Origin of the sequence: Pseudomonas parasichuanensis (assembly GCF_021601385.1) — a bacterium.
Lineage (GTDB): Bacteria > Pseudomonadota > Gammaproteobacteria > Pseudomonadales > Pseudomonadaceae > Aquipseudomonas > Aquipseudomonas parasichuanensis.
Genome location: NZ_BQHO01000001.1, coordinates 78,215 through 103,095, shown reverse-complemented (window position 1 = coordinate 103,095; position 24,881 = coordinate 78,215). Strand labels below are relative to the sequence as shown.

Below are 24,881 nucleotides of genomic sequence, written 5' to 3'. Positions count from 1 at the left end.
CCCTGTAAAGTTCTGGATTGCTGCTTGAGTTTCAACCACCCCTTCAACGCGGAGGGTCAGTGACGCCGATAGCTTTTTTGCCCACCTGGGGTCAGGCAGTAGATACCGCCCCGCGGCCCAGTGCAGTAACTTCCCGAACCACAAGCACACTCACTGATGGCACCTTGCAATGATTGCGCCATCGGCCGGTTACCGCGCTGCCCGGTGTAAGCGCTGCAGCTTTTCTTCGAAGCGCTGATGGAGCCGTCATTGCACAGGAAGGCATCGCCATCGCAACCAGCAATGCCACCCTTGCGCCCCGAGCAAGGCGTGTTTGCGGCCAAGGCGCTCGTCGCGGCGAGAGACAGGGCCAAGGTGATGCCAGCAAGAACAGAGAACTGCGTCACAGCATTGACCCTCAGCGAAGTGGCCGGATGCTATCAGTGTTTTTCACCGGCCGGAATCCACCCGCGGATCAGAATGATGAAGATTGTGTGACGCCTGTTTCGAACGGTGACAGCAGGCATCATCTGCAAATACGAGAAAACTGTGGGGCCTGATACATTGGATGCCCTCGAAAGCGCCGTCGCCTCATGGCTCGAATCAAGCAAGGACTCAAGGTAAAGCATGGCAACCAACCTGATCACCGAAGCGGGCTACAAAGCCTTGAAAGATGAGCTCGACTGGCTATGGCGCGAAGAACGCCCGGAAATCACCCGCAAGGTGAACTGGGCGGCCTCCCTGGGCGACCGCAGCGAAAACGCCGACTACCAGTACAACAAGAAGCGCTTGCGCGAGATCGACCGTCGCGTGCGCTATCTGAGGAAGCGAATCGAGGACCTTCGGGTGGTGCCCTACGCGCCGAGCCAGGAAGGCAAAGTGTTTTTTGGCGCCTGGGTGACCATCGTCAACGAAGACGATGAAACCAAGCGCTTCCGGATTGTGGGTGGCGACGAAATCTATGGCCGCAACGACTACATCTCGATCGACTCGCCTATGGCGCGCGCCTGCATTGGCAAAGCTGTGGATGACGAGATTGCAGTGCGCACGCCAACGGGCGATGCGCATTGGGACATTGCCCTCATCGAATACCTGACGGACCTGCAACCCTGACAAGCCCGTGACACCTCATCCCCTGCAAGCAGGCCATGCCAATGGCCCGCTGCTCAACGGCGAGTGATCAGGCCTTGGCGAGCGATGCGGGTCAGCTGGCCGATAACCTCGGCGGCATCCTCGGCGGTCGGCGCCTGGATCACGGCCAGGTCGAAACGGTCGTTGCCGTACTGGCCAAGCTGGGTGCAGCTTTCGAAGAACTGGATGAGGAAAGCGCGGGCCTGGCCCTTGCGACGGGAAAAACCGTCGAGGTTGCGCAGGAGCGTAGGCTGATGCTGGCCACCGAGCAGAATGCGCGGTGTGCGGGAGGCCTGGTCTTTGGCCAGGGGGGTCAAGCAGACACTGGTACGTGGACAACTCATGGAGTTTTTCTCCGCCTCGCTGATCCCGCTGGGCAGCGGTGGGAGGCGTCACCGAACCAGCGCTTTAGCGGTATTTCGGATGACCCGGTGGGGGCTTCCTGCGCCCCGCAAGTAGCTGTTTAAATCGGCGCAGTCGGTATGCTAGAGGGATGAGCTCCAAGTTACAAGCCGCAAGATGCAAGTTGATCGCGTTCATCAACTTGCATCTTGCGGTTGGAGGCTTGCAGCTTGGTTTAACGTGCGATCAGGCGGTCCAGCGAGAAGCGCCCCGCACCTTCGATCAGCACCGCCACACTGCCTGCCAGCAGCGCCAGGGCGAACTCATAGCCGTTGTTGGACATGAACAGGCCGTTGTTGATGTGCACCGAGAAGATCGCCACCACCAGGGTCACGCTCAGCGCCAATGCCGCCGGGCGGGCCAGCAGGCCAACCACCAGGGCCAGGCCACCGAAGAATTCGGCGCTGCCGGACAGCAGGGCCATCAGGTAGCCAGGCGCCAGGCCGATGCTCTCCATCCACTGGCCGGTGCCTTCAAGGCCATAGCCGCCAAACAGGCCGAACAGCTTTTGCGCGCCATGGGCCATGAAGATGACGCCGACCAGGATACGCACGACGCTCAGGCCGAAACCGGCGCGGGTGACAAACAGGGATTTCAGGGTGTTGTTCATGTTGTTGCTTCCTTGTTTAAGCGAGTAGGTGTTGGATGAGCGCCATCTTAATCGATTGATTGAATAAGAAAATCGCAATAATCGCGTAATAACTATCGATTAATTGGATTTGTTAGCGCCTGGCCAACCGCTCCAGGGAAGCGCGTTCACGGTTGAACGCCAGGTAGTACTTGTTGACGCTGTTGACGAAGTTCACCGGCCCCATCCCCACCTGCTCCATGGCGATGCGCTCGGTCTGGAAGAACCACTGGTTGCCGTTGAGCCCCCGCCGCCGTGCTTCCGCGCGCATGGCCTGAACCCGCTCCGGGCCGAGGTTGTAGGCCGCCAGGATAAACGCCATGCGTTCGCGGTCGTTGAGTTGCGGGCTGGCGAAAAACTTGCGGCGGATCAACGCCAGGTAGCGGGCGCTGGCCTGGACATTGCCATCGACCGTGGTGGTGTTGCTCACCCCCACCCGCTGCGCCGCCGACGGGGTGATCTGCATCAGCCCATGGGCCCCGCCCGTGCCACGCGCCTTGGGGTCGAGGGTGGACTCCTTGAAAGCCAGGGCCGCCAGGTTCAGCCAGTCGAACTGCTGGTCACCGGCATGCTTCTGCAGCACCGGGCGCAGCGACTCCAGGCGTTGCCGGTCCTGGCGCGCCAGCGGGTTGTGGACCCGGTACTGACGCCGGTAGATGCGTTCGAAGGCGGCATCCTGGTTGTCCGGGGCGCGGTAAGTGGCGAGGAAGCGGTCCACTGCCGCCCGCAACATCGGCGCATCAGGCCGCACGTACCAGCGCAACGCTTGCGGCTGGGCCAACTGCAGCTTGCTGTCCAGGCGCAGGCGCGGCATCACCCGCGCCCAGCGCTGGGCGATGGGCCGCTCAACCACGGTGAGCGGATAAATGCCCGCCTGGACCATCTCCAGCACATCCTCCACCGCCAGGGTCGGGTCCACCCATTCCACCTTGATTGGCGCCCGCTTGCGCAGCGCCAGGCGTTGGTTGATCGCCTCGATCGCGGCCCCCGCCGCACTGGCACTGGTCAAAGCGATGGTACGCCCGGACAACTGCTCGACCCGGCTGTAACTGCGCTCGCCCTTGCGCCCGACCAGCAGCAACGGCACCTGGTCGAGCACCGGCGCGCTGGCCTCGACACCGCGCACCACGCCAGGGTCGAGCAATTCGCCTGGCGCGGCCAGGTCGCCCTCGCCCCGCTGCAAGGCACCGAGCAGTTGCTCCTTGGCCCGCGGGATGATTTTCAAGGTGACTTCCTGATTGTCGGCAACCCGGGCATTGAGCGCGTGCTCAAGGGCGCGCAGCCGGTAGTACTCGACCCCCACCGGCTCGCCCTTGACTTCGCCGGAGCTGTTGCGGCTCTGGTTGACCAGCACCCGCAGCACCTGGCTGGAGCGGATCTGCGCCAGGTCGCGGGCCTGGCTGGCGGGCACATGCTGCTGGGGCCCCGGCTCGCGCGCAGTGGCCGGCCCGGCGGCCAGCACCCCGAACATCATCAGCGTCGTCAGCAGGGTTCGCAGCATGGAGGTAGAGGTCCGTGGGCGGTTGGCGGGCACCATGTGCAATGATCGATCCGTGATGACAGACGGCAAAAGACCACGGCAAACGTTTGAAGTTCTTGGTTTTTTCGCGATTTCCCGGATTTTGCTATGCTGGCCGCCCCGCGGCACGAGGTAGCACCATGCAATTGATCGATATCGGCGTCAACCTGACCAACAGCAGTTTCCATGACCAGCAGGCGGCTGTGGTCGAACGCGCCGTGCAGGCGGGCGTTGCGCAAATGGTGCTGACCGGCACCAGCCTGAGCGTCAGTGAAGAAGCGCTTGAGCTGTGCCAACGCCTGGATGAGCAAGGCCAGCACCTGTTCAGCACCGCCGGTGTGCACCCCCATGATGCCAAAAGCTGGACCGGCGACAGTGAGCGTCAGTTGCGCCACCTGCTCGAGCAACCCCGGGTGCGCGCCGTCGGCGAATGCGGGCTGGATTTCAACCGCGACTTCTCCCCTCGCCCGCAGCAGGAAAAAGCCCTGGAAGCCCAACTGGCCCTGGCCGTCGAGCTGCGCCTGCCGGTGTTCCTCCACGAACGTGACGCCAGCGAGCGCCTGCTGGCCATCCTCAAGGGCTACCGCGACCAACTGAGCGCCGCCGTGGTGCACTGCTTTACCGGCGAGCGCGAGGCGCTGTTCGCCTACCTCGACCTCGACCTGCACATCGGCATTACCGGCTGGATCTGCGACGAGCGCCGCGGTACCCATCTGCACCCGCTGGTCGGCAACATCCCGGCAGGCCGCCTGATGCTGGAGAGCGACGCGCCCTATCTGCTGCCGCGCAGCTTGCGTCCAAAACCGAAAAATGGCCGCAACGAGCCGGCGTACCTGCCTGAAGTGCTGCGCGAGGTGGCCCTGCATCGCGGCGAAACCGTCGAAGCCTGCGCCACCCACAGCACCGCCTGCGCGCGGGCGTTCTTTGGCCTGCCTGTGGTTTCTTGACGCATATCAACGAGGCTCCTGGCCTTGGCGGGCAAAATGATGGCACCTTGCCAATAATGTTTCCGCCAACTCAGAGAAGACCTACCATGGGTGCCTGGCTTAGCAATATTTCCCTGAAGTACAAGTTCTGGGCCGTCAACGCAGTGGCCTTTGTCACCACCCTGCTGCTGGTGCTCTACGCCGTGTCCCTGGAGCAGCAGGCGCGGGCATCGGGCGCCCAGGCCCTGGCCCAGCGCCAGGCCGAACTGCTGGCCGCCTGGCCACCCGGACAAACCCTGCCAGCCCAACCCGGGCTGATTACCTGGCGCAGCGGACAAACCCCCGAATTTGCAGGCGAACCCCTCGAAGCCTTGCGTGATGCCCAAGGCTGGGTCGAGCTGCCCGGTGCCTGGATCGCAGGTGAAGACCCGTTGCTGGGCGCCCAGGTGTTCCGCCAGGGCGATCAGCACCTGGCCGTGCTGGCCCAGGCGCCTAGCCTGCGTCAGGTGTTCTTCGACCGTTTCGGCAACTACGCGGTGTGCGTGCTGGTGCTGATGCTGGCCATGCTCTGCGCTTCGCAGTTGTTGATCCGCTTCTTGCTCAGCCAGCTCAATACACTCAAGGACGTGATGCTGCACGTGGAGAAAACCGGCGACCTCTCGGCCCGGGTGCCACTGGCTTGTGGCGACGAAGTCGGGCAGATGGCCGGCGCGTTCAATGCCATGCAGGCCACCTACCACCGCGTGGTCAGCACCGTCGCGCGCACCGCCGCGCAGCTCGACTCGGGTGCTGCGCGCCTGGCCGGGAGCATGGACGAAGTGCGCCACGGCATGATCGGCCAGCAAAGCGAGACCGACCAGGCCGCCACCGCGATCAACGAAATGACCGCCACCGTGCACCACATCGCCGAGCATGCCGGTGCCACCCGTGACCTGTCGCAAAGTGCCGACGGCCTCGCCGGCAGCGGCCAGGCCGTGGTCAGCCGGGTCCAGGACTCGATTGCCGGGCTGTCCAGCGGTGTACAGCAGACCGCCGAGATGATCCGCCAACTGGCCGATGACAGCCAGAAGATCAACGGCGTGGTCGGGGTGATCCACAGCATCGCCGAACAGACCAACCTGCTCGCCCTCAACGCCGCCATCGAGGCCGCCCGCGCCGGCGACCTGGGCCGCGGCTTCGCAGTGGTCGCCGACGAAGTGCGTAACCTGGCCAAGCGCGTGCAAACCTCCACCGACGAAATCACCACCATGGTCGCCGACCTGCAGGCCGGCACCCGTGATGCCGTGGACTTCATGCAGGAGAGTTCGTACAAGGCCGACGACTGCGTCAAGCAGGCCCAGGAAGCTGGCGAGGCCTTGGCCGAGATCACCCGCGCCGTGGCACAGATGCGCGAGAACAATACCCAGATCGCGGTGGCCGCCGAGCAACAAAGCCAAGTGGCCGAAGAGATGAACCGCGCGGTGGTGAGCATCCGCGACGTCACCGAACAGACCGTGCAGCAGACCGTGGGCTCCGCCACCACCAGCAGCGAACTGGCGACCCTGGCTGGCGAGTTGAGCAAAGCCATTGGCCAGCTCAAGCTCTAGTTCATTGGCGCTATTGCCAGCATAGCCAGCCTCGATTGGCCCCCTCCCGGGGGCCGCACTAGACTTTGGGCATCTCCATGAGGAACTGCCCATGAGCAAGCGACTGCCCAACCTGCCCGCCTGGCAATGGCGCGGCTACCACCATAATCACCGCCACCCCGCCAACCTGGTCTTGCACCTGATTGCCGTGCCGCTGTTCATCCTGGGTGCGCTGTTGGTGCTCTCGGGCCTGTTTGCCCTGGACCTGTCGCAGATCGCCGTTGGCGTCATTGCCCTGATCGCCGGCCTTGGCCTGCAACGCCAGGGGCACCGGCTGGAAGCCGAGCAACCGGAACCCTTCGCCAACCGCAAGGATGCCGTGCAACGCCTGCTCACCGAGCAATTCATCACCTTCCCAAGGTTCGTGTTGAGCGGCGCCTGGTGGCGCGCCTGGCGGGAGCGGCACAAGCATCGGCATTGACCACGCGCCCAATTGCCTCAGGCGAACACGGTCACCGTCTGCCGACTCAATGCCAACAACTCGCCTTCAGCCGTCCACAAGGTGGCCGCCGCGTGGCCATAGCCATCACGCGCGTATTGCGTTTCGACCACGTAGCGGCACCAGTCCAACGTCGACAGTTGCGGCGTCGGCTGGACGAATTCGATGGTCCACGTCAGGGTGCTGCCCGCGGCAGGCTGTTTCAGGTAAGGCATCAGGCTTGGCGGCCAGGCATCGACCAAGGCCAGCAGATGCGATACCTCCAAAGGCGCATCAGGCACATCACGCAGGCGCACCCAGCCGCCCATGTGGCGTGAATCGTTGCCGCTGAAGGGCAGCCCACCGATGGCCCAACGCAAGGCCACGTGGCGCATGAACTCCGGAGTCACCCCTTTGATATACGGCAGCTCTGGCGCGGACTCCTGCAAGGGTTTGATCGCCATCGCAGGTTGCGCCTCGACCGCCACCACCGAAGGCCTGCCAGCGCCGAAACTGCCCTGCACCAGGGTTACCACCTGGCCGCCCTGCAGTGCGCGACCGAGCAGGGTGCTGACGGCCTTGCCCTCGCGCAGCACCTCCACTTCCAGGCTGATCGGTACATCCGGTGCCGCCGGCCCGACAAAGGTGATAGCCAGCGAACGCACCGGGCGGTCGTCGGCCAGCTTCTGGCGCATCGCCTCATGCAGCATTGCCGCCATCAGGCCGCCGAACACCGCCCGCCCCTGCGCCCAGCTGGGCGGCACGCTGACCGCTTCAGGGTGCAGGCGTGCTGCCGCCAACAATTCGGTGAAGTTCATATGCCCTGGCTCCTGCGCAAAAGTCCCGATCTTAACCAGCACCCGCGGGTGCGGCAGCCCGCATATCGGTCATTTGCCGGGCTATCGGCGCGCCACGGCCTTGCGCAGCACCTCGAGGGTGATATCGGAGGTGCGCTCGGCGGCATGCAGCTCGTGCTCCCAGGCCACCTTGCAGCCTGCCAGGTCGCTGTGCTCTCGCACCTGCAGCAACCATTGAAAACGGTCATGCCAGTCGCCCAGATCGCCCTGAGCTTTCTTCAATTGCCTTAGCAGTTGCTTGCCGGCGTGATCGAGTTGCGGGTAAGCCTCATCACCATAGCGCACGCGCTTTATCAGCAGGCGCAAGCGATGCCGGTCGTGGGCCGGATCTTCCAGCGCCTGTGCCAACGTGCGCCACTGCTTGACCAGGCGCCTGTCGACACGCCGCTCCAGACGCTGCACCAAGCCTTCACGGTCGGCCGCGCGCAGGAACAGCGGAAACACATCGAGAATCGCCAGTACGCGCGCAAGCTGGGGGCTACGCGCCACGCTGGCGTATGTACGCCCCCTGCCCTCCAGGCGGCGCTGCCCGGCGTGCAGGTGCCCACGCTGGATAAGCTGCGCCGCCAGCACCTCGCGGTCACGCAGCGGCGTGGTCAAGGTACCCAGCGACTGCGCCGCGCCCTCCAGTTGCTCTACCCCCGGCAAGCCGCGCAGCGGGCGCAAGAGGCTGCGCAAGCGCCGCAGGGCAATACGCAGGTCATGCAGCGCTTCACTGTCGGTATCGGCGGCCAGCCGCTCACGACAGGCCAGCAACCTCACCTGCAGGGTCAGCACCTGGATAACCACATGGTCGAGCATGGCGGGCATGGCGCGCTCCTCGGTCAACGTCCGGCGCGGGATTCACGAATATAGAAGCGCGCTTTTTCGGCTTTGCGGGTACAGCCTTCGAACGCTTCGAACTGCTGCTGGGTCTTGGCCCCGGTCAGCAGTGACAGCGCCTTTGAATAACTGACGGTGCCGGCGAATCCTTCGGCCTTGGCCAGGTCCAGTTCCTTCCACGCAGCATCGAGCTGGGTCCCGCAACTGTCGCGATAGGCTGTTTTGCCCGCGCAACCGGCCAAGGCCAGGACAATCAGGGGAAGGGTGATCCAGGCTTTCATCGGTGTTACCTCAAAGGGGAAAAAGTGGTCGTTCGACGGCGCGGCGAGCAGAAAGTTGCCTGCTCAGCGTAGCCCAGCGCGGGCTACATTGAAGCTCAGGCAGCAATGGGTGCATTGTTGGACCGTGGTTGCACAATACGCAGGGGGAAGACCATGAGCAAACGCGTGGCATTGGTGCTCGGCTCGGGCGGTGCCCGGGGGTACGCGCACATCGGCGTGATCGAAGAAATCGAGCGACGCGGCTATGAAATCGCCTGCATTGCCGGGTGCTCCATGGGCGCGGTGATCGGGGGCATCTACGCTGCCGGCAAGCTCGACGAATACCGCAGCTGGATCGAAAGCCTGGACTACCTGGACGTGCTGCGGCTGGTGGATGTCAGCTTTCGCCTGGGGGCGATTCGTGGTGACAAGGTGTTCGGGCAGATTCGCAAGATCGTCGGTGAAATCAACATCGAACAACTGCGAATCCCCTACACGGCCGTGGCCACCGACCTCACCAACCAGCAGGAGATCTGGTTCCAGGAAGGCTGCCTGCACCAGGCCATGCGCGCCTCGGCGGCAATCCCCAGCCTGTTCACCCCTGTCATGCAGGGCAATCGCATGCTGGTCGATGGCGGCATTCTCAACCCCCTGCCGATCGTGCCGGTGGTGTCCAGCCACTGCGACCTGATCATCGCCGTCAACCTCAACGCCACCAACCAGAAGCAGTACCAGTTGCCGGTGATCGAGCGCCCGGCAGCCTTCAAGATGCGCTTCGATTCACTGATCAGCTCACTCGGTTCGCACTTGCCGTTTCGCCGCAAGCCGGCTGAGGAGCTGATACGCATCGAACAGGAAATTACCGCTGACGGCCTGACCCCGGCCAACCCTTGGCTGGGTGATGGCGCCGGCCCACAAGGCCAGCAACCTGCCGCGGCCCCTGAGACCGAAGGCGCGCCAAAGTCCGCCACCGGCTCGTTCATCATCGACAACGTCGGGCCGGCTTCGCTGCTCGACCTGATCAACCAGAGCTTCGAGGTGATGCAGACCTCATTGGCGCAATACAAGATCGCAGGCTATCCACCGGATGTGCTGATCAACGTACCCAAGCGGGTGTGCCGGTTTTTCGAGTTCTACAAGGCACCTGAACTGATCGCGCTGGGGCGCGAGGTTGCCCGGGATACGCTGGACAGCCACGAGGGGGTGCACCGTTAGAGGCCCGTGCAGCAGAAACGAAACAGGCCGCATGCGCGGCCTGTTTCGTCATTGCTGCATCACTCAGTAGCGGGTGATGTCGGCACTGCTTTCCAACCATTTGCGGTAGGCCGCGAAGTCCTGCGAACCGGCACGCGAAGCGAGGTAGCGACGGATCTGCGCCTTCTCTTCGTCGGTGGCGGCAGCCCCTTCGTTGACACCCTTGAGCTGCAACACCACCAGGCTACCGTCGCCCAGCACCACACTGCCGTACACCGGCTGGTCCTTGGACGCCGGCTTGCCCAGGCGGAACACCGCCTGCAGCTCGGCAGGGTCGATGCCGTCCTGGCCACGGGTAGCGGCTTCCTGAACTTTCCAGTTCTGGCTTGCGGCCTTGATCGAACCATCACGCAGGCCGGCAATCAGCTTGTCAGCCTTGCCCTTGAGCTCGGCAGTCGCCTTCTCCTTGGCCAGTTGCTCGCTGATGTTCTTGGCCACGGCTTCCAGTGGCATTTGCTCTGGCTTGCGGTGTTCCTTGACGCGCAGTACGACCACGGTCTCCGGATCAAGCTCGACGCCGTTGCTGTTGGCGCCCTCCTCCAGCACTTCTTCACTGAAGGCAGCCTGGATCACCGCACGATTGGCGGTAATGCCCTCGCCACCTTCACGGCCGAATGCCGCGGAGGTCTGCACTTTCAGGCCAAGGTCCTGAGCGGGCTGAGCCAGGTCGGAGGCTTCGAACGCGGCATCCTCGAGCTGCTTGGTGGCCTCGACGAAGCGCTGCTCGACTTGCTGGGTTTTCAGCTCGTGGGTCAACTTGTCCTTCAGGCTGGCGAAGCTCGGTACATCCGGCGCTTCGACGCCCAGCAGCTTGATCAGGTGGTAGCCGAACTCGGTACGTACCGGGGCGGAAACCTGGTCCTTGTTCAGCTTGTACAGCGCGTCCTCAAAGGCCGGGTCATACACGCCAGGGCCAGCGAAGCCGAGGTCACCGCCGGTGTTGGCAGAGCCAGGGTCCTGAGAGAACTCCTTGGCCAGCTTGGCAAAATCCTCACCCTTGTTCAGGCGCTGCTGGATTTCTTCGATACGGGCCTTGGCCTGGGCATCGTTGGCCTTGTCGTTGACTTCGATGAGGATGTGCGCGGCATGGCGCTGCTCGCCCAGGTTGGCGATTTCCTTTTCGTACAACGCCTTGAGTTCGTCGTCGTTGACCTTGACCTGGTCGAAGAAGGCCGACTTTTTCAGCTCGATGTAATCAATGACCACCTGGTCGGGGGTCATGAATTCCTTGGCGTGCTGGTCGTAGTGGGCCTTCACCTCGTCGTCGCTGACCTTGACCGCGGCCGGGTCGGCCTTGAAGGTCACAGCGGCGAAATCACGGGTCTGCTTCTCCAGGCGGGCGAACGCCTCGACCTGCTTGTCGGTGACGAAGCTGCTGCCGGCAAGGCCGGTGCGCAGCTGGCCGATGAGCATTTCCTGGGCGAGCATCTCGCGGAACTGCATGCGGCCGTAGCCCATCTGGCGGATGACCGAGTCGAAACGCTCGGCACTGAACTTGCCATCGACCTGGAACTCAGGCGTCTGCAGGATCAGTTGGTCCAGTGCAGCTTCGGAGAAAGCGAACTTGGCATCCTCGGCGCCCTGCAACAGCAGTTTGCGATCGATCAGCCCCTTGAGCGCAGCCTCGCGCAGCATCTTTTCGTCCAGCAGCGCAGGGTCGAAGTCCTTGCCCAGCTGTTGCATCAGCTGGCGGCGCTGCATGTCCACGGCCTGGCTCAGCTCGTTCTGGCTGATGGTCTGGCCGTTTACCTTGGCGGCGTCCTGGCTATGGGTGGCGGCCTGGAAGATGGCCTCGAAACCGGTCAGTGCCATCAGCACGACGATGAGGCCGATAATGGTCTTGGCAATCCAACCTTGTGAATTGTCCCTGATATTCTGCAGCATGCGTCCCCCAGAAACGGCTGTACCACTGCGTCGACAACCGCGGAGCGTGGGTAGAATCCTGATAGAAAAAAGGCGCATCCAGTGGATGCGCCCTTTTCGAAGCTTGCGTACCAGCGGGAACGTTTGCGAACCCGCCCGTCACGCGGTCGACCCTGGCCGAAACCCGGGCCGGCTGAAAGAGACGACTTAGTTGACGGCGTCTTTCAGGCCTTTACCAGCCTTGAAGCCTGGAACCTTGGCAGCAGCGATCTTGATCGCCTTGCCGGTTTGCGGGTTACGGCCGGTGCGCTCAGCGCGCTCTTTGACCGAGAAGGTACCGAAGCCAACCAGAACGACGTCGTCGCCTGCTTTCAGGGCACCGGTCACGGAGTCAATTACTGCGTCCAGCGCACGGCCGGCAACAGCTTTCGGGATGTCAGCGGATGCGGCGATAGCGTCAATCAGTTCCGACTTGTTCACTCTAAGTCCCCTTATTTCTCTATTGAGTTTGTTTCTAAGTATGTAATGAAAAGCGTGTGTAACCTGCGCTGGGTGGCCTGTTGGCAATGGCGTGCCGCTTTATAGCAAGGGCCCGAAAAAGCTGTCAACCAAAGCCCCCCAGCGAAATACTTACTAATGCGTGCTGATTCTTTCCTTGGCATCGCTGTCGCGCTTGTCATCTTTGGCGACAATCTCCGGAGCCACATCTGGCAAGGGCTCCGGGGCGTATTGCAGCGCAATTTGGAGGACTTCGTCAATCCATTTGACCGGTTTGATCTGAAGATCCTGTTTGATATTTTCCGGAATTTCCTTCAGGTCGCGAACATTCTCCTCGGGAATGATCACCGTCTTGATCCCACCACGGTGCGCGGCCAGCAGTTTTTCCTTGAGGCCACCAATAGCCAGGACCTGGCCACGCAGGGTGATTTCGCCAGTCATCGCGACATCTGCGCGCACCGGGATCTGGGTCAGCGCCGAGACCAGTGCGGTGCACATGCCGATGCCTGCGCTCGGGCCATCCTTGGGTGTAGCGCCTTCAGGCATATGGATGTGAACGTCGCGCTTTTCGTGGAAGTCTGCAGCGATCCCCAGGCTTGCGGCGCGGCTGCGCACCACGGTTTGCGCAGCGGTGATCGACTCCACCATGACATCGCCCAGCGAGCCGGTCTTGATCAACTGGCCCTTGCCGGGGATGACCACGGCTTCGATGGTCAGCAGCTCGCCGCCCACCTGGGTCCAGGCCAGGCCGGTGACCTGGCCGATCTGATCCTGCTGCTCAGCGAGGCCATAGCGGAACTTCTTCACGCCCAGCAGCTGCTCGAGCTGCTCGCCGGTGACCTTGACCTTAACCTGCTTCTGCCCGGTGTGCTCCTTGACCACCTTGCGGCACACCTTGGCGATCTGCCGCTCAAGGCCACGCACGCCGGCTTCGCGGGTGTAGTAGCGAATGATGTCGCGGATCGCCGAAACGTCGACTTCCAGCTCATCCTTCTTCAAGCCGTTGGCCTTGACCTGCTTGGGCACCAGGTACTTGACCGCGATGTTGACCTTCTCATCCTCGGTGTAACCCGGCAGGCGGATGACTTCCATGCGGTCGAGCAGCGCCGGCGGAATGTTCATCGAGTTCGAGGTGCACAGGAACATCACATCCGACAGGTCGTAGTCGACTTCCAGGTAGTGATCGTTGAAGTTGTGGTTCTGCTCGGGGTCGAGCACTTCCAGCAGTGCCGACGCCGGGTCGCCACGCATGTCGCTGCCCATCTTGTCGATTTCATCGAGCAGGAACAGCGGGTTGCGTACGCCCACCTTGGTCATTTTCTGGATCAGGCGCCCCGGCATCGAACCGATGTAGGTACGGCGGTGACCGCGGATTTCCGCTTCGTCACGCACGCCACCGAGGGCCATGCGCACGAACTTGCGATTGGTCGCCGCGGCGATCGACTCGGCCAGCGAGGTCTTGCCCACGCCAGGCGGGCCAACCAGGCACAGCACCGGGCCGCGAATCTTCTTCACCCGCTTCTGCACAGCGAGGTATTCGAGAATGCGTTCCTTGACCTCTTCCAGGCCATAGTGGTCGGCATCAAGGATTTCTTCGGCCTTGGCCAGGTCCAGGCGTACCTTGCTCTGTGCTTTCCACGGTACCTGCACCAGCCAGTCCAGGTACGAACGCACCACGGTGGCCTCGGCGGACATCGGCGACATCTGCTTGAGCTTGTTCAGCTCGGCCTGGGCCTTGGTCAGGGCGTCTTTCGGCAAGCCGGCGGCTTCAATACGCTTCTTGAGCTCTTCGACTTCGTTGTGACCTTCGTCGCCATCGCCGAGCTCTTTCTGAATGGCCTTCATCTGCTCATTCAGGTAGTACTCGCGCTGGCTGCGCTCCATCTGCTTCTTGACGCGGCCACGGATACGCTTTTCGACCTGCAGCAGGTCGATCTCGGCGTCCAGCAGCGCCAGCACGTGTTCGACACGAGCCTGCAGCTCGACGATTTCGAGAATTTCCTGCTTCTGCTCGATCTTCAAGGCCATGTGCGCGGCCATGGTGTCGACCAGGCGGCCCGGCTCTTCGATGCTGTTGAGTGAGGACAGCACTTCGGCGGGGACTTTTTTGCCCAGTTGGACGTACTGCTCGAACTGCGACAGCAAGGTGCGCACGAAGACTTCGGACTCGCGCTCGGCGGCCTCCACTTCGTCGATCAGGCTGACTTCGGCACGAATATGGCCGTCGACTTCGTTGAAACGCTCCACCGCGCCGCGTTGCTCACCCTCGACCAGCACCTTGACGGTGCCATCGGGCAGCTTGAGCAGTTGCAGGACAGTGGCGACGGTGCCGACGCGGTACAGGGCGTCCTCACCCGGATCATCGTCGGCAGGATTCTTCTGGGCCAGCAGGAGGATCTGCTTTTCGCCCGTCATCGCCGCCTCAAGGGCTTCGATGGACTTCTCACGCCCCACGAACAGTGGGATGACCATGTGCGGATAGACGACAACGTCGCGCAATGGCAAAAGAGGCAAGTCGAGGGTGGTCTTCATGATTTCGCCTCTACAGCGGCCTTGTGGCCGGAAACCGTTGGAAATGGTGCTTGGGGCTAATGTGGGGGCAGGCCTTTGAAATTACAAGCGCTGAGACCAGGAAATGCAAAAAGGGGCCCGAAGGCCCCTTTTTACATGCTGCCCCTTGCCCGATCAGGCGTCGGGGGCGGCCTTGGCTTGCGGCTCGCTGTTCTCGTAGATCAGCAGCGGCTTCGAGGTACCCTCGATGACGCTTTCGTCGATCACCACCTTGCTGACTTCCTTCTGCGAAGGAATCTCGTACATGGTGTCGAGCAGCACGCCCTCCAGGATCGAACGCAGGCCACGGGCGCCGGTCTTGCGCTCCAGCGCCTTGCGGGCAACGGCCTTGAGCGCATCGCTGCGGAACTCGAGGTCGACGCTTTCCATTTCGAACAGCTTGGCGTATTGCTTGGTCAGCGCGTTCTTCGGCTCGGTCAGGATCTGCATCAGTGCAGCCTCGTCCAGCTCGTCGAGTGTCGCCAGTACCGGCAGACGACCGACGAACTCGGGGATCAGGCCGAACTTGACCAGATCGTCCGGCTCGACTTCACGCAGCGACTCGCCGACTTTCTTGCCTTCTTCCTTGCTGCGCACTTCTGCACTGAAACCGATACCACCTTTGGTAGAACGGTTCTGGATGACCTTTTCCAGGCCAGAGAAAGCGCCACCGCAAATGAACAGGATATTGCGGGTATCAACCTGCAGGAATTCCTGTTGCGGGTGCTTGCGGCCACCTTGCGGCGGCACGGAAGCGACAGTGCCTTCGATCAGTTTCAGCAGTGCCTGCTGCACGCCCTCACCCGAAACATCACGGGTAATGGACGGGTTATCCGACTTGCGCGAGATCTTGTCGATCTCGTCGATGTAGACGATGCCCATCTGGGCCTTTTCCACGTCGTAGTCGCACTTTTGCAGCAATTTCTGAATGATGTTCTCGACGTCCTCACCCACATAACCGGCTTCGGTCAGGGTGGTGGCGTCAGCAATGGTGAACGGCACGTTCAGCAGGCGCGCGAGGGTTTCGGCCAGCAGCGTCTTGCCCGAGCCGGTTGGCCCGATCAGCAGGATGTTGCTCTTGCCGAGCTCGACTTCGTCGCCCTTCTTGTCACGCTGGTTCAGGCGCTTGTAGTGGTTGTACACCGCTACGGCAAGCACCTTCTTGGCGCGCTCCTGACCAATGACGTACTGGTCCAGGATGCCGCTGATTTCTTTCGGCGAGGGTAGCTTGTGCGCGTTGCTCTCGGCCTGGGCTTCCTGCACCTCCTCACGGATGATGTCGTTGCACAGGTCGACGCACTCGTCGCAGATAAATACCGAGGGGCCGGCAATCAACTTGCGCACTTCGTGCTGGCTTTTGCCGCAGAAGGAGCAATACAGCAATTTGCCGTTGTCCTCGCCGTTACGGGTGTCAGTCATTCGATCGATCCAATCCGGTAGGCTTGAAACACAAGATGAAGGCAATCGCGGGCTTTTTCAAGTCCGCGGTCGGGCACACTGCGCACCCGACCGCTCTGGCGCATTGCTTCAGGATGCCAGTTGCCGCTTGTCGTAGACCGAGTCGATCAGGCCGTACTCGGCCGCGCGCGCAGCGCTCATGAAGTTGTCACGCTCGGTGTCGCGCTTGATGGTCTCGAGCGGTTGGCCGGTGTGATGGGCCAGCAGTTCGTTCAGGCGCGCCTTGATGTTGAGGATCTCCTGGGCGTGGATCTCGATGTCGGTCGCCTGCCCCTGGAAGCCGCCGAGCGGCTGGTGAATCATCACCCGCGAGTTCGGCAGGCAGTGACGCTTGCCAGCGGCACCGGCCGCCAGCAGGAAGGCGCCCATGCTGCAGGCCTGACCGATGCAGATGGTCGAGACGTCCGGCTTGATGAACTGCATGGTGTCGTAGATCGACATGCCGGCAGTCACCGAACCGCCCGGCGAGTTGATGTACAGATGGATATCCTTGTCCGGGTTTTCCGCTTCCAGGAACAGCAGTTGCGCCACCACCAGGTTGGCCATGTAGTCTTCTACAGGACCGACCAGGAAGATCACCCGCTCCTTCAAGAGGCGCGAGTAGATGTCATAGGCGCGTTCGCCACGGGCGGACTGCTCGATAACCATCGGGACCAGGCCGCCTGCGGCCTGGATGTCAGAGCTCTGCTGAATATAAGAATTGCGGGACATGTCCTGCACTCACTCCCAAATAGTCATGGCTTGAATACGCACAAGCCAGCGCGAAGGCTGGCTTGTGGGGGCTTCCTACGAGAGTAGCCTGTTACTCAGCGTCGGCTTGAGCCTGTGCTGGTTTTACAGCTTCTTCGTACGAGACCGACTTGTCGGTCACAGTCGCTTTCTGCAGGACAGTATCTACAACTTGTTCTTCCAGTACAACCGAACGCACTTCGTTCAGTTGCTGGTCGTTCTTGTAGTACCAGGCGATGACCTGCTCTGGCTCCTGGTAGGCCGAAGCCATTTCTTCGATCATTTCACGCACTTTGGCGTCGTCCGGCTTCAGGTCGAACTGCTTGACCACTTCGGCGACGATCAGGCCCAGCACCACACGGCGCTTGGCTTGTTCTTCGAACAACTCGGCCGGCAGTTGGTCAGGCTTGATGTTGCCACCGAACTGCTGAACAGCCTGCACGCGCAGACGGTTGACTTCGTTTTCCAGCAGGGCTTTTGGCACTTCGATCGGGTTGGCGGCCAGCAGACCGTCCATGACCTGGTTCTTCACCTTGGTCTTGATGGCCTGACGCAGTTCACGCTCCATGTTCTTGCGAACTTCGGTGCGGAAGCCTTCCAGGGTCGACTCTTTGATACCGAACTGGGCGAAGAACTCTTCGTTCAGCTCTGGCAGCTGGGGTGCCGAAACGCTGTTGACGGTGATGGTGAACTCGGCGGCTTTGCCAGCCAGATCGAGGTTCTGGTAGTCCTCTGGGAAGGTCACGTTGACAACGCGCTCTTCACCAGCCTTGGCGCCAACCAGGCCATCTTCGAAGCCTGGGATCATGCGACCGGAACCCAGCACCAGCTGGGTGCCCTTGGCCGAACCACCGGCGAAGGCTTCACCATCGATCTTGCCAACGAAGTCGATGTTGACCTGGTCGTCGTTCTGCGCGGCGCGCTCGACGGCCTCGAAACGGGTGTTCTGCTTGCGCAGCACTTCCAGCATCTGGTCCAGATCGGCATCGGCCACTTCGGCGCTCAGGCGCTCGACCTTGATCGAGTCCAGGCCCGAAACGGTGAACTCTGGGAAGACTTCGAAGATAGCGACGAACTCGAGGTCCTTGCCTTTTTCGAACGACTTGGGCTCAACGGCAGGGGCGCCGGCCGGGTTCAGCTTCTGCTCGACGATGGCTTCGTAGAAAGAGGCCTGGACCAGGTCGCCGAAGGCTTCCTGACGGGCATCGGCTTCGAAACGCTGGCGAATGACGCTCATCGGCACCTTGCCAGGACGGAAGCCTGCAACCTTGGCGCGACGGGCAGTCTGCTGCAGACGCTTGTTGACTTCGTTCTCGACGCGCTCGGCCGGAACGGCGATGGTCATGCGGCGCTCGAGAGCGGAAGTGTTTTCAACAGAAACTTGCATGGATATTCCTCGTTGCACAGACGTTAGCCGGCGATAGCCCGACTCCAGAATCAAGGGCAAGCATTCTAGTGACTCATTCAGCAGAAGTCACCCCACCCGGATTGTCGGCAGGCCACGCCGGTCGTTTTCCTTGAAAGGCCCGAGCGCCGTGGCGTCTGGCCTGTTTAAGCGTTGCCCGCGCAGGCCCTCTCAGGCCGCGCGATTGTAAAACCTTGTCAAACAAACCCCGCCCAACCAGAACGCACCTTCTATTACGGCTCGATCTCGTTGAACTGACAGTATTCTTCCCACTCCATCCCCAGCGCCTCGGCCACCTCGCGGTGGGTCTCCAGGCGCATGGCCTGCAGCTGCTCCGGCGTTTCGGCGATCAATTGCAGGGCCAACTCCCAAGGCTGGATGCCCTGCTCGTCGGCAGCATCCTCGAACGCCCATTCGATCTGCTGCGCCTGCTCACGCGCATCCAGCTCGCGAATCTCTTCGCGCAGTTGCGGATTGGCTTCGGCGAAACGTTGCAGCGCCAAGGCCTGGCGCGCTTCTTTTGCGATCATGTGCGGTATTCCTCTGCCGGCATGCTTGGCCGGACGCTCAACCGGCTGAAATCTAACAGCTTTAATTGGGGCATCACTAGAGGATTGCAAGGGGGGAACGAAGGAAGACGAGTAAAAGTCATGACGCGAGCCAGAAACAACAAAGGCGCCCGATCTTTCGATCAAGGCGCCTTCGTAAAATATGGGGTGGACGATGGGAATCGAACCCACGACAACCGGAATCACAATCCGGCGCTCTACCAACTGAGCTACGCCCACCATAATGCAGTGTTGCGGTACAGCCTTACAGAAACATGGTGCGGACGAAGAGACTCGAACTCTTACAGCTTGCGCCGCTGGAACCTAAATCTGGCGCCAGAGCTTGGTCAATTCGCGAAACCCTTTAGATACAAGGGCTTGGCGCGCATCTTACACAGGTGGGACACACTATGCAACGCTAAATTCGTGTCCCAAGTGTCCCCATGTGTCCCGGTGTGTCCCGCCCCATTTTGGGTGGGCCCACGGTCGCCGCTCAGGGCCTACTCTGCCCGAGCCACGAATCAGAAAATGTGTCCCAACTAGGCCGTTGTAGCCTCACCATAGTTGAAGAACGTGTCGCGCTCTACCGACTCAAAAGCGGTCGGCTGTGCCGGTGCTGCCTCTAGCGCATTGCGCGCCTGCATCAGATTTTCCGGTGCCAGATGCGCGTACCGGAGTGTCGTGTTGATGTTCTTGTGGCCCATCCAATGCTGGACGGAGGCCAACGGGACGCCGCGCTGTACCAGGCGCGAAGCGCAGGTGTGGCGAAGCATGTGAACGATGAACTGCGGGTCTTCTTCCATGCCCATGTAGGCGCGCAGAGTGGCCCACTGGTGACGCAAGGATGAAACGGTGAGCCCTTCAAAGGTAGTCAGGTTCATCCGCCTGCGGTGCAGGATGCGCGCCACGCGACTGGTAGCCGGGATGGCACGGGCGTCTCCGTTCTTGGTCTGTCCGGCGTACAGGTGAATCATCCCTTCCTGGAAGTCAGGAGCGCTGAGCCCGAGGAGTTCAGCACGGCGGAACCCTGTATCGACCGCCACAATGATGAAGTCGTGAAGGCAGTTGAGCCCCAGGTGCTGGCACGCCTTTAGGACGTTGCCCTCCTCCTCCGTGTTCATCCAGCGGATACGGTGCTTGCCCTCTTTACGGCGGATCATACGTGGCACGCTGAGGAGCCAGTTGTGGTTCACAGCGGTCTTGAGGACCATAGAAAGAAGCGACAGCTTGCGGTTCACGGTCGAACCAGAGTTGCCCAAGTCTTCAAACTCCAGGACCATTTCGGTGATGGTCTCGGTCGTGATATCGCTCAGCAGCGTGTCGGCCCCAAGTGCTTTCAGCACGTTGCCGCCATTGAGTGTCATCGTTTTTTCAGACTTGCCACCCTTCCACTCCAGGCGGAATGTCAGGTCGTAGGCTTCTTGAAGGGTCTTGCGGGATTTCAGCGGGGAGATGGTGCCGGTGCCTTCGCCACGTACCGCCTTGGGTAGCGTGGCCCTCCTTGCTAGCTCTCTAGCCTCATCGGCCTTCGCCTCTTCCTCTGTGGCGAACGTTTGTCTGTAGCGGTCGTTGCGTGACCCGAGTGAAACTAGGTATCTATTTCCCTTCCTGTATATGGGCATTTTTGTCCTCTGATTCGAACAAGCTTTCAATGAATTTGCGCCCGGCGTCCGTGAACACCAGTTGCTTCTTACGCCAATCGTTCGGGTCTTCCTTAGCGACCAGGAAGCCCAAACCAGCGTCCGTGCGCCCACCACGCCCATAGCTCGCAGCGTAGCGGGATGCGACAGCTACACCTACCCCAACCAAGTCGGCCATTTCTGAGATGCCCACAGGCTCTTTTTGCTGGGCAAGAGTGAGCAAATAGATGACTTGCCGAATCGGCATTTTGGGGTCCAGGTCGTGGAACTTCTCAAGTGCCGTGACCAGGCTTGTGATCTGTGCGCTGTCCATGTTTCTTATCTACCACCTTGTTGAAAACCAAGTGAAGGCCCAGGAGCCAGATATGATTCTCACAGATGGAAAAGTAATAGTCAAGGAACATTCCCGAACGCGAATATGTTTCGAGGAAGAATTCCCATCCGAACAATGTCAAAAACACGCCTTTGAATCCTTTTAGTGAGCCTGTGACGGATAATTGTCACAAATGGAAAGGTATTGTTCAAGCGACATTTGCCTGGCTAACGACTTCTCTTAGAAGATACCTTCTCAGATACAAAATCGAAAAATCCAGGGAGTCTACGCCTCAACACCCTGATGCGAAACCGCTACACTGTAAATTCATACAGTGCTTTTCGTCGGCGATAGAAAAAGCCCCCGGTAGTTCCCGAGGGCAGCGCTGAAACGATTTTGAGGAGTTCGTCACAATTACCAGGAGCTATGGAACACGTAGCCGTCCTGATAGACGAATGTGTGGGACAGATCGCAGTCCCAAGCCTGCTGCCAGTCGATCCAGTTAAAGAAAGATTCATCTCCTTTCAGGCCGTGAAGCTCGCAGCACCACTCCTCTGCGAAGGCTTTTTCGCTGTCGTAATGGCCCCGGTAGGCGGCCTGGAACTCATCTTCTGTAACAGAATCGCCATGATAGGCAGTGAAGGCTGCCCAGGCTTCGCCGTGCATCTCGACCATTTCCACATGGTTCAAGACACGCTGTAGGTCCGGGTATTCGCCAAAGGTCGCCAAGCCCTCACCATCCCAATCGTGTGCAGCCCATTCCTCTGCCGAAGCCACCTGGCCGGTCTTATCGCAGCACATGCAGAAGAACTGCTCGGGCTTCTTACCGCTGCACGCTGGGCAGGTAACAGTGACGTTAGGGTATGGGCTGGTGCGCAGGACGTAGACCGCAATGGCCTGTATCAGCTCGTCCGCGTCCGCGTAGTCCTCCAGGTCGAACCATCGGCCGTGTAGGTGGCCGTTGTTGTAGGAGGCCAGGCAGGCTGCGTACATCTTCATTGTGTCGCTCCAGGTAGTGCGTGTGCTCTTGGTCATTTCCGACCGTGTGAATATATCGTATGTGGTAACGATACCCCATGCAAGTGATTTATTTCCATTTGTGGAAATGATGCCTCTTCGTATTTATGACGCGCTTCTACGCGGATTCTGACGGGCTGAGCCCCTGCGAATTCTCCAGAATCAACGTACAGACGCGAAAAAGGGCCCGATTGGGCCCCTTGAGGTGTGTTTGTGGCGCTACGCTTGGGCGACCTCCAAGACTGCCCACACGGTCCAGCCCTTGGCCCTGGCGGCCTTCTTGGCGTCCACCTCAGCCGCTAGCCGCGAAATGGACTTGCTCAGGAATTCGAATGGCTTGGGCAGCCCGCCATGCTTGCCGCGCACACTGAGCGTCACCAGGATGCCCTTGGATGCGTTCGGGTTCTCCACTGTGGCCCGCTTGCGTGGTGTGCTGCGCTCTGTGAGTCCCAGCGCTGCGCGCATCATTGCTTCGTTCATCGTTTCACCTTCACATGCCAGCCCTTCGAATCACGCCCCAAGCGCACGCCCGGAGTTCTCTTGCTCAGTTGATAGGCCAGGCGAAACGCCTTCCCGCTGCTCTGGATGGTCATGCGCGGCCCTCCTCTTCGGCTGCCCCTACGCTCACCTTGATCCACTCCCGGACATCCGAGACGGAGCCGCACGGATGCGCGAACGGGTCCAGAACGTGGCCGGTGACTTGATACGGCCCACGCCAGCAGTCCAGCAGCGCCACGGTGTAGCGGTGGCCCTTGTAGTCCACCTGGACGCCTTCGGCGGTGATGTCAGCGGCTTTCAGCTTGTGCAGTGCGAGTGTGGTAGTCATCAGTAGCCCATCCATCCCAGCACTTCCTCAGAGTCGTACTCGTCCAGGTCGCCCAGGTCCGCGATGAGTTCGCTGATTTCCAGGTCGTGCTTGCGCAGTTCGCAAACCACTTCGGCCCTTGTCACGGTCTCCGGCCAGCTTTCGGAATAGGTCATTACTTCCATCCTCGCTATGTTCCCACAAATGATAATGATGAGTTCAGAAAAAGGCCCGCAACAGGGCCGAAGCCGTCACCTTAACGGATAATTATCATTTGTGCAATAGTATCAGTGGAGAGACCTTTTAGGGTTGCCCTCCTGCTGCTCCATGGCGCAACGATGCCCTGCCATGAGCCCAAACAGCTCCATGTCGGAGCGTGGCTCCTGCCGCTCTGGCGCGCCGTTAGCGATGAGTGCGTTGTACCAGTGGGACAAAGTGTTAACGAATGCCAGGTCAGATTCAGGGTGATACGCCAACACTTCCATGGCCTGAGCAAACGCAGCCTCTTGGAATTCGACGGTTTGGTCAGTCATCTGCCGCAGCTTGAGAAGCACGGTGCCGACTGACTCCACATCGGTATGCAGGAACATGCCCTGAGCGTAGAGCGCCTGCGCAGCGATACGGCGAGCGTAACCATAAGCCATGCAGGCCAGAGGTGGCTGTGAGCTGAACCCTTCGCTCCAAACGCCCAGGTCGTCATAAAGGTCCGCAAAGTAATACTCAGTTGCCGGGCTCCGGCTGAGCGACTCCTTCAAAGTGGTCATGTGCTTTTCCTTAAGGCAGCGCGACGATGGAATCATTATGAGCAGCCATCTGGATCATGGGTGAATCAGTGACGGATGGTGGCGGCCACACAAAAAACAGATAGCCGAACGTCCACACGCTCAGAATTTGCCGCTGAGGGCCCAAAAAAGCCCCACAAAGGGCCGGTGATGGCCGCCTGTGAGGCTGAGAAGGTGGAGCGCGGGATTCTTAATCCGGTGACAGGCCCTGTGTTTACTGGTGTTTCCGGCCATGTGGGACACATTCAGGGACACATTGGATGCCGCTGGGCCTGCCCGGAGGCTCCTCAGAGGGCGGATTCTGGCCGCTCGTTGGGGGCACCGGGGGTAGTCGCGGCCTATCAATTTCGAGGTGGGCTCTCAAATTTTTGCAGCAAAATCATTTGGAGGTGCTTCGCGATAGCGGCCTTGGCGCGCTGAGGTCGGCCCAGTACGTGGCCCATGAACTTCTTCAATTCAGCGTCCATGTTCTTGGTCCGCATCTCCTGGACAGCCTTGTCGTTGTCCCGAGCCATGTGGTCTACCCAGTACGCCACGGCCATCGCCAGGGCATCGAGCCGGTCATCATGTGACAGGGCCCCACGGTCGCGTGTGAGGCGCGTGAGCTGGTAGAACAAGCTGTACTTGATGTCTGCCTGCGCCGACTCAAAGTCCCGCTCAATCAGCTTCTGGTCCACGATGAGACGGTGCTGCGTGAGGACGGGTTCCAGGTGCTGGCTGTGACCCACCGTTCGTTCTTCCGCGCCCAGTCATTGAAGCCCTTCTGGTCCAGTTCACCGGCATCCGCTTGGGTCAAGAACGGGCGAATCTCATCATCCACACGCTTGCGCTGGTTCTGGTCATCCATGCTCTGCGCGTGGAGGCTCACTTCGGCAGCGGTGGTGCCGCCCAGCGTGGACGCCACAGTGGCACCGGATGACAGCTTCTGAGCCAGGAGCGCGTCCACCAGGGACTTGTTCCCGGTCTGAGCGATCTGGACCAGCGTGTTGTTCAAGGTGGTCTACCAGTTGGTCGTACTTCTTGCGCTCCTTGTCGCGGATGCCGGACAGGCGCATTTCGTCTTCCACGGACTGAGCGATTGAGACGGACACATGTTGGAGCGTGCGGGGCTGCGAGATGCCAGCCAGGGTGTGCTTGAGGGTCAGGTAGGCTAGGACATCCGCATCGTAGCCCCGGAGGAGCTTGTATGCGCTGCCCCAGCGGGACGACACACCGGCCTCAGACTCATCCATCCACGCCTTGATGGCCTCAGCGAGCGCCTTCATGCGGCCGGAGACGATGATGGAGCCGTACTCGGTGCCATCCTCAGCGCCCATCCTGCGGGCGGCCTCTACGTTGCGCTGGAAACGGCTCACACCGCGCTGGGTCATCTCCTCTTCCAGACGAACTTGGGTGGCGATGAGGTCTTCACCATCCAGGCGGCCAACTAGAGGAGTCATAGAGGTAGTCATA

The 24,881-nt window shown here is 60.9% G+C and carries 28 protein-coding genes, 1 tRNA gene and 1 pseudogene; 5 read left to right on the top strand and 25 right to left on the bottom strand.

The genetic code is table 11. From position 1 onward, the window contains the following. Nucleotides 1-56 precede the first annotated feature (56 nt). The gene (locus L6D77_RS00540; protein ID WP_232879919.1) at nt 57-386 is read right to left on the bottom strand and encodes a YdcA family protein; all 330 of its coding nucleotides are present in this window, start codon (nt 384-386) and stop codon (nt 57-59) included. 220 nt (nt 387-606) lie between these two features. On the opposite strand from L6D77_RS00540, the gene greB reads away from it, so the two are divergent. Then, nucleotides 607-1,092 (top strand): transcription elongation factor GreB, encoded by a 486-nt coding sequence (greB, locus tag L6D77_RS00535; RefSeq protein WP_232879920.1) that lies wholly within the window; start codon nt 607-609, stop codon nt 1,090-1,092. Nucleotides 1,093-1,145: 53 nt separating this feature from the next. On the opposite strand, the gene L6D77_RS00530 is transcribed toward greB, so the two are convergent. The 3 genes from L6D77_RS00530 to L6D77_RS00520 all read right to left on the bottom strand — a co-directional run bounded on the left by L6D77_RS00530 (nt 1,146) and on the right by L6D77_RS00520 (nt 3,641). Then, entirely contained in the window at nt 1,146-1,454 is a 309-nt protein-coding gene (locus L6D77_RS00530) for a hypothetical protein (RefSeq protein ID WP_232879921.1), read from the bottom strand. A 233-nt stretch (nt 1,455-1,687) separates the two neighbouring features. Then, nucleotides 1,688-2,122: a DoxX family protein gene (locus L6D77_RS00525; protein ID WP_232879922.1), complete on the bottom strand. Its 435-nt coding sequence runs from the start codon at nt 2,120-2,122 to the stop codon at nt 1,688-1,690. Nucleotides 2,123-2,234: 112 nt separating this feature from the next. Continuing rightward, nucleotides 2,235-3,641 carry an MltF family protein gene (locus L6D77_RS00520; protein ID WP_232879923.1) on the bottom strand — a complete coding sequence of 469 codons (1,407 nt, stop codon included), beginning with the start codon at nt 3,639-3,641 and terminating at the stop codon, nt 2,235-2,237. 158 nt (nt 3,642-3,799) lie between these two features. Between L6D77_RS00520 and L6D77_RS00515 the strand changes: the two genes are divergently transcribed. The 3 genes from L6D77_RS00515 (at nt 3,800) to L6D77_RS00505 (ending at nt 6,631) form a co-directional block, all read left to right on the top strand. Then, nucleotides 3,800-4,606: a TatD family hydrolase gene (locus L6D77_RS00515; RefSeq protein WP_232879924.1), complete on the top strand. Its 807-nt coding sequence runs from the start codon at nt 3,800-3,802 to the stop codon at nt 4,604-4,606. An 86-nt stretch (nt 4,607-4,692) separates the two neighbouring features. Beyond that, nucleotides 4,693-6,171: a methyl-accepting chemotaxis protein gene (locus tag L6D77_RS00510; RefSeq protein WP_232879925.1), complete on the top strand. Its 1,479-nt coding sequence runs from the start codon at nt 4,693-4,695 to the stop codon at nt 6,169-6,171. A gap of 91 nt (nt 6,172-6,262) precedes the next feature. Beyond that, the gene (locus L6D77_RS00505; protein ID WP_153785894.1) at nt 6,263-6,631 is read left to right on the top strand and encodes an Mpo1-like protein; all 369 of its coding nucleotides are present in this window, start codon (nt 6,263-6,265) and stop codon (nt 6,629-6,631) included. A gap of 17 nt (nt 6,632-6,648) precedes the next feature. Here L6D77_RS00505 and L6D77_RS00500 read toward each other — a convergent pair whose 3' ends face one another. The 3 genes from L6D77_RS00500 to L6D77_RS00490 all read right to left on the bottom strand — a co-directional run bounded on the left by L6D77_RS00500 (nt 6,649) and on the right by L6D77_RS00490 (nt 8,588). After that, on the bottom strand, nt 6,649-7,446 hold the full coding sequence (locus L6D77_RS00500; protein WP_232879926.1) for an acyl-CoA thioesterase: 798 nt from the start codon (nt 7,444-7,446) through the stop codon (nt 6,649-6,651). A gap of 81 nt (nt 7,447-7,527) precedes the next feature. Next, nucleotides 7,528-8,295, bottom strand: a complete 768-nt coding sequence (locus tag L6D77_RS00495) for a CHAD domain-containing protein (protein WP_232879927.1) — start codon at nt 8,293-8,295, stop codon at nt 7,528-7,530. A 14-nt stretch (nt 8,296-8,309) separates the two neighbouring features. Then, on the bottom strand, nt 8,310-8,588 hold the full coding sequence (locus tag L6D77_RS00490) for a hypothetical protein (RefSeq protein WP_125463469.1): 279 nt from the start codon (nt 8,586-8,588) through the stop codon (nt 8,310-8,312). Nucleotides 8,589-8,741: 153 nt separating this feature from the next. On the opposite strand from L6D77_RS00490, the gene L6D77_RS00485 reads away from it, so the two are divergent. Further along, nucleotides 8,742-9,782 (top strand): patatin-like phospholipase family protein, encoded by a 1,041-nt coding sequence (locus L6D77_RS00485; protein ID WP_232879928.1) that lies wholly within the window; start codon nt 8,742-8,744, stop codon nt 9,780-9,782. Between the two features lie 63 nt (nt 9,783-9,845). Here L6D77_RS00485 and L6D77_RS00480 read toward each other — a convergent pair whose 3' ends face one another. From L6D77_RS00480 to L6D77_RS00395, 18 genes and pseudogenes are all read right to left on the bottom strand, one after another. After that, complete coding sequence (locus tag L6D77_RS00480; RefSeq protein ID WP_232879929.1) at nt 9,846-11,705, bottom strand: SurA N-terminal domain-containing protein; 1,860 nt, start codon at nt 11,703-11,705, stop codon at nt 9,846-9,848. A gap of 186 nt (nt 11,706-11,891) precedes the next feature. Beyond that, on the bottom strand, nt 11,892-12,164 hold the full coding sequence (gene hupB / locus L6D77_RS00475) for a nucleoid-associated protein HU-beta (protein ID WP_054892387.1): 273 nt from the start codon (nt 12,162-12,164) through the stop codon (nt 11,892-11,894). Nucleotides 12,165-12,317: 153 nt separating this feature from the next. Beyond that, entirely contained in the window at nt 12,318-14,714 is a 2,397-nt protein-coding gene (gene lon, locus L6D77_RS00470; protein WP_232879930.1) for an endopeptidase La, read from the bottom strand. 153 nt (nt 14,715-14,867) lie between these two features. Then, complete coding sequence (gene clpX / locus L6D77_RS00465; protein ID WP_232879931.1) at nt 14,868-16,151, bottom strand: ATP-dependent Clp protease ATP-binding subunit ClpX; 1,284 nt, start codon at nt 16,149-16,151, stop codon at nt 14,868-14,870. 108 nt (nt 16,152-16,259) lie between these two features. Next, the gene (clpP, locus tag L6D77_RS00460) at nt 16,260-16,901 is read right to left on the bottom strand and encodes an ATP-dependent Clp endopeptidase proteolytic subunit ClpP (protein WP_023629742.1); all 642 of its coding nucleotides are present in this window, start codon (nt 16,899-16,901) and stop codon (nt 16,260-16,262) included. Nucleotides 16,902-16,992: 91 nt separating this feature from the next. Next, entirely contained in the window at nt 16,993-18,306 is a 1,314-nt protein-coding gene (gene tig, locus L6D77_RS00455) for a trigger factor (protein ID WP_232879932.1), read from the bottom strand. Between the two features lie 251 nt (nt 18,307-18,557). Next, entirely contained in the window at nt 18,558-18,854 is a 297-nt protein-coding gene (locus L6D77_RS00450) for a DUF6388 family protein (RefSeq protein ID WP_232879933.1), read from the bottom strand. Nucleotides 18,855-19,036: 182 nt separating this feature from the next. Continuing rightward, nucleotides 19,037-19,112 (bottom strand) — tRNA-His (locus L6D77_RS00445). Between the two features lie 299 nt (nt 19,113-19,411). Further along, nucleotides 19,412-20,494: a tyrosine-type recombinase/integrase gene (locus tag L6D77_RS00440; RefSeq protein WP_236169939.1), complete on the bottom strand. Its 1,083-nt coding sequence runs from the start codon at nt 20,492-20,494 to the stop codon at nt 19,412-19,414. After that, nucleotides 20,469-20,825 (bottom strand): hypothetical protein, encoded by a 357-nt coding sequence (locus L6D77_RS00435; RefSeq protein WP_010953267.1) that lies wholly within the window; start codon nt 20,823-20,825, stop codon nt 20,469-20,471. Before L6D77_RS00435 ends, L6D77_RS00440 begins: the two co-directional genes overlap by 26 nt. A gap of 414 nt (nt 20,826-21,239) precedes the next feature. Beyond that, nucleotides 21,240-21,824 carry an antirestriction protein ArdA gene (locus tag L6D77_RS00430; RefSeq protein WP_236169938.1) on the bottom strand — a complete coding sequence of 195 codons (585 nt, stop codon included), beginning with the start codon at nt 21,822-21,824 and terminating at the stop codon, nt 21,240-21,242. Nucleotides 21,825-22,061: 237 nt separating this feature from the next. Further along, on the bottom strand, nt 22,062-22,322 hold the full coding sequence (locus tag L6D77_RS00425) for a hypothetical protein (RefSeq protein WP_236169937.1): 261 nt from the start codon (nt 22,320-22,322) through the stop codon (nt 22,062-22,064). 109 nt (nt 22,323-22,431) lie between these two features. Further along, on the bottom strand, nt 22,432-22,668 hold the full coding sequence (locus tag L6D77_RS00420; protein WP_236169936.1) for a hypothetical protein: 237 nt from the start codon (nt 22,666-22,668) through the stop codon (nt 22,432-22,434). Further along, nucleotides 22,668-22,823: a hypothetical protein gene (locus L6D77_RS00415; protein WP_236169935.1), complete on the bottom strand. Its 156-nt coding sequence runs from the start codon at nt 22,821-22,823 to the stop codon at nt 22,668-22,670. The genes L6D77_RS00420 and L6D77_RS00415 overlap by 1 nt, the downstream gene beginning before the upstream one ends. Before the next feature lie 111 nt (nt 22,824-22,934). Continuing rightward, on the bottom strand, nt 22,935-23,411 hold the full coding sequence (locus tag L6D77_RS00410; RefSeq protein WP_236169934.1) for a hypothetical protein: 477 nt from the start codon (nt 23,409-23,411) through the stop codon (nt 22,935-22,937). A gap of 359 nt (nt 23,412-23,770) precedes the next feature. Then, nucleotides 23,771-24,106, bottom strand: coding sequence for a hypothetical protein (locus tag L6D77_RS00405; RefSeq protein WP_236169933.1), 336 nt, complete (start codon nt 24,104-24,106; stop codon nt 23,771-23,773). Further along, complete coding sequence (locus tag L6D77_RS00400) at nt 24,091-24,423, bottom strand: hypothetical protein (protein ID WP_236169946.1); 333 nt, start codon at nt 24,421-24,423, stop codon at nt 24,091-24,093. Before L6D77_RS00400 ends, L6D77_RS00405 begins: the two co-directional genes overlap by 16 nt. Before the next feature lie 52 nt (nt 24,424-24,475). Further along, nucleotides 24,476-24,799: pseudogene (locus L6D77_RS00395) on the bottom strand (DNA-dependent RNA polymerase); the annotation flags it as partial. Nucleotides 24,800-24,881: the final 82 nt, after the last annotated feature.

Coding starts and splice junctions, on each gene's coding strand:
- greB (WP_232879920.1), top strand. CDS start 607: ATGGCAACCAACCTGATCACCGAAGCGGGCTACAAAGCCTTGAAAGAT.
- L6D77_RS00530 (WP_232879921.1), bottom strand. CDS start 1,454: ATGAGTTGTCCACGTACCAGTGTCTGCTTGACCCCCCTGGCCAAAGAC.
- L6D77_RS00525 (WP_232879922.1), bottom strand. CDS start 2,122: ATGAACAACACCCTGAAATCCCTGTTTGTCACCCGCGCCGGTTTCGGC.
- L6D77_RS00520 (WP_232879923.1), bottom strand. CDS start 3,641: ATGCTGCGAACCCTGCTGACGACGCTGATGATGTTCGGGGTGCTGGCC.
- L6D77_RS00515 (WP_232879924.1), top strand. CDS start 3,800: ATGCAATTGATCGATATCGGCGTCAACCTGACCAACAGCAGTTTCCAT.
- L6D77_RS00510 (WP_232879925.1), top strand. CDS start 4,693: ATGGGTGCCTGGCTTAGCAATATTTCCCTGAAGTACAAGTTCTGGGCC.
- L6D77_RS00505 (WP_153785894.1), top strand. CDS start 6,263: ATGAGCAAGCGACTGCCCAACCTGCCCGCCTGGCAATGGCGCGGCTAC.
- L6D77_RS00500 (WP_232879926.1), bottom strand. CDS start 7,446: ATGAACTTCACCGAATTGTTGGCGGCAGCACGCCTGCACCCTGAAGCG.
- L6D77_RS00495 (WP_232879927.1), bottom strand. CDS start 8,295: ATGCCCGCCATGCTCGACCATGTGGTTATCCAGGTGCTGACCCTGCAG.
- L6D77_RS00490 (WP_125463469.1), bottom strand. CDS start 8,588: ATGAAAGCCTGGATCACCCTTCCCCTGATTGTCCTGGCCTTGGCCGGT.
- L6D77_RS00485 (WP_232879928.1), top strand. CDS start 8,742: ATGAGCAAACGCGTGGCATTGGTGCTCGGCTCGGGCGGTGCCCGGGGG.
- L6D77_RS00480 (WP_232879929.1), bottom strand. CDS start 11,705: ATGCTGCAGAATATCAGGGACAATTCACAAGGTTGGATTGCCAAGACC.
- lon (WP_232879930.1), bottom strand. CDS start 14,714: ATGAAGACCACCCTCGACTTGCCTCTTTTGCCATTGCGCGACGTTGTC.
- clpX (WP_232879931.1), bottom strand. CDS start 16,151: ATGACTGACACCCGTAACGGCGAGGACAACGGCAAATTGCTGTATTGC.
- clpP (WP_023629742.1), bottom strand. CDS start 16,901: ATGTCCCGCAATTCTTATATTCAGCAGAGCTCTGACATCCAGGCCGCA.
- tig (WP_232879932.1), bottom strand. CDS start 18,306: ATGCAAGTTTCTGTTGAAAACACTTCCGCTCTCGAGCGCCGCATGACC.
- L6D77_RS00450 (WP_232879933.1), bottom strand. CDS start 18,854: ATGATCGCAAAAGAAGCGCGCCAGGCCTTGGCGCTGCAACGTTTCGCC.
- L6D77_RS00440 (WP_236169939.1), bottom strand. CDS start 20,494: ATGCCCATATACAGGAAGGGAAATAGATACCTAGTTTCACTCGGGTCA.
- L6D77_RS00435 (WP_010953267.1), bottom strand. CDS start 20,825: ATGGACAGCGCACAGATCACAAGCCTGGTCACGGCACTTGAGAAGTTC.
- L6D77_RS00430 (WP_236169938.1), bottom strand. CDS start 21,824: ATGAAGATGTACGCAGCCTGCCTGGCCTCCTACAACAACGGCCACCTA.
- L6D77_RS00425 (WP_236169937.1), bottom strand. CDS start 22,322: ATGAACGAAGCAATGATGCGCGCAGCGCTGGGACTCACAGAGCGCAGC.
- L6D77_RS00420 (WP_236169936.1), bottom strand. CDS start 22,668: ATGACTACCACACTCGCACTGCACAAGCTGAAAGCCGCTGACATCACC.
- L6D77_RS00415 (WP_236169935.1), bottom strand. CDS start 22,823: ATGACCTATTCCGAAAGCTGGCCGGAGACCGTGACAAGGGCCGAAGTG.
- L6D77_RS00410 (WP_236169934.1), bottom strand. CDS start 23,411: ATGACCACTTTGAAGGAGTCGCTCAGCCGGAGCCCGGCAACTGAGTAT.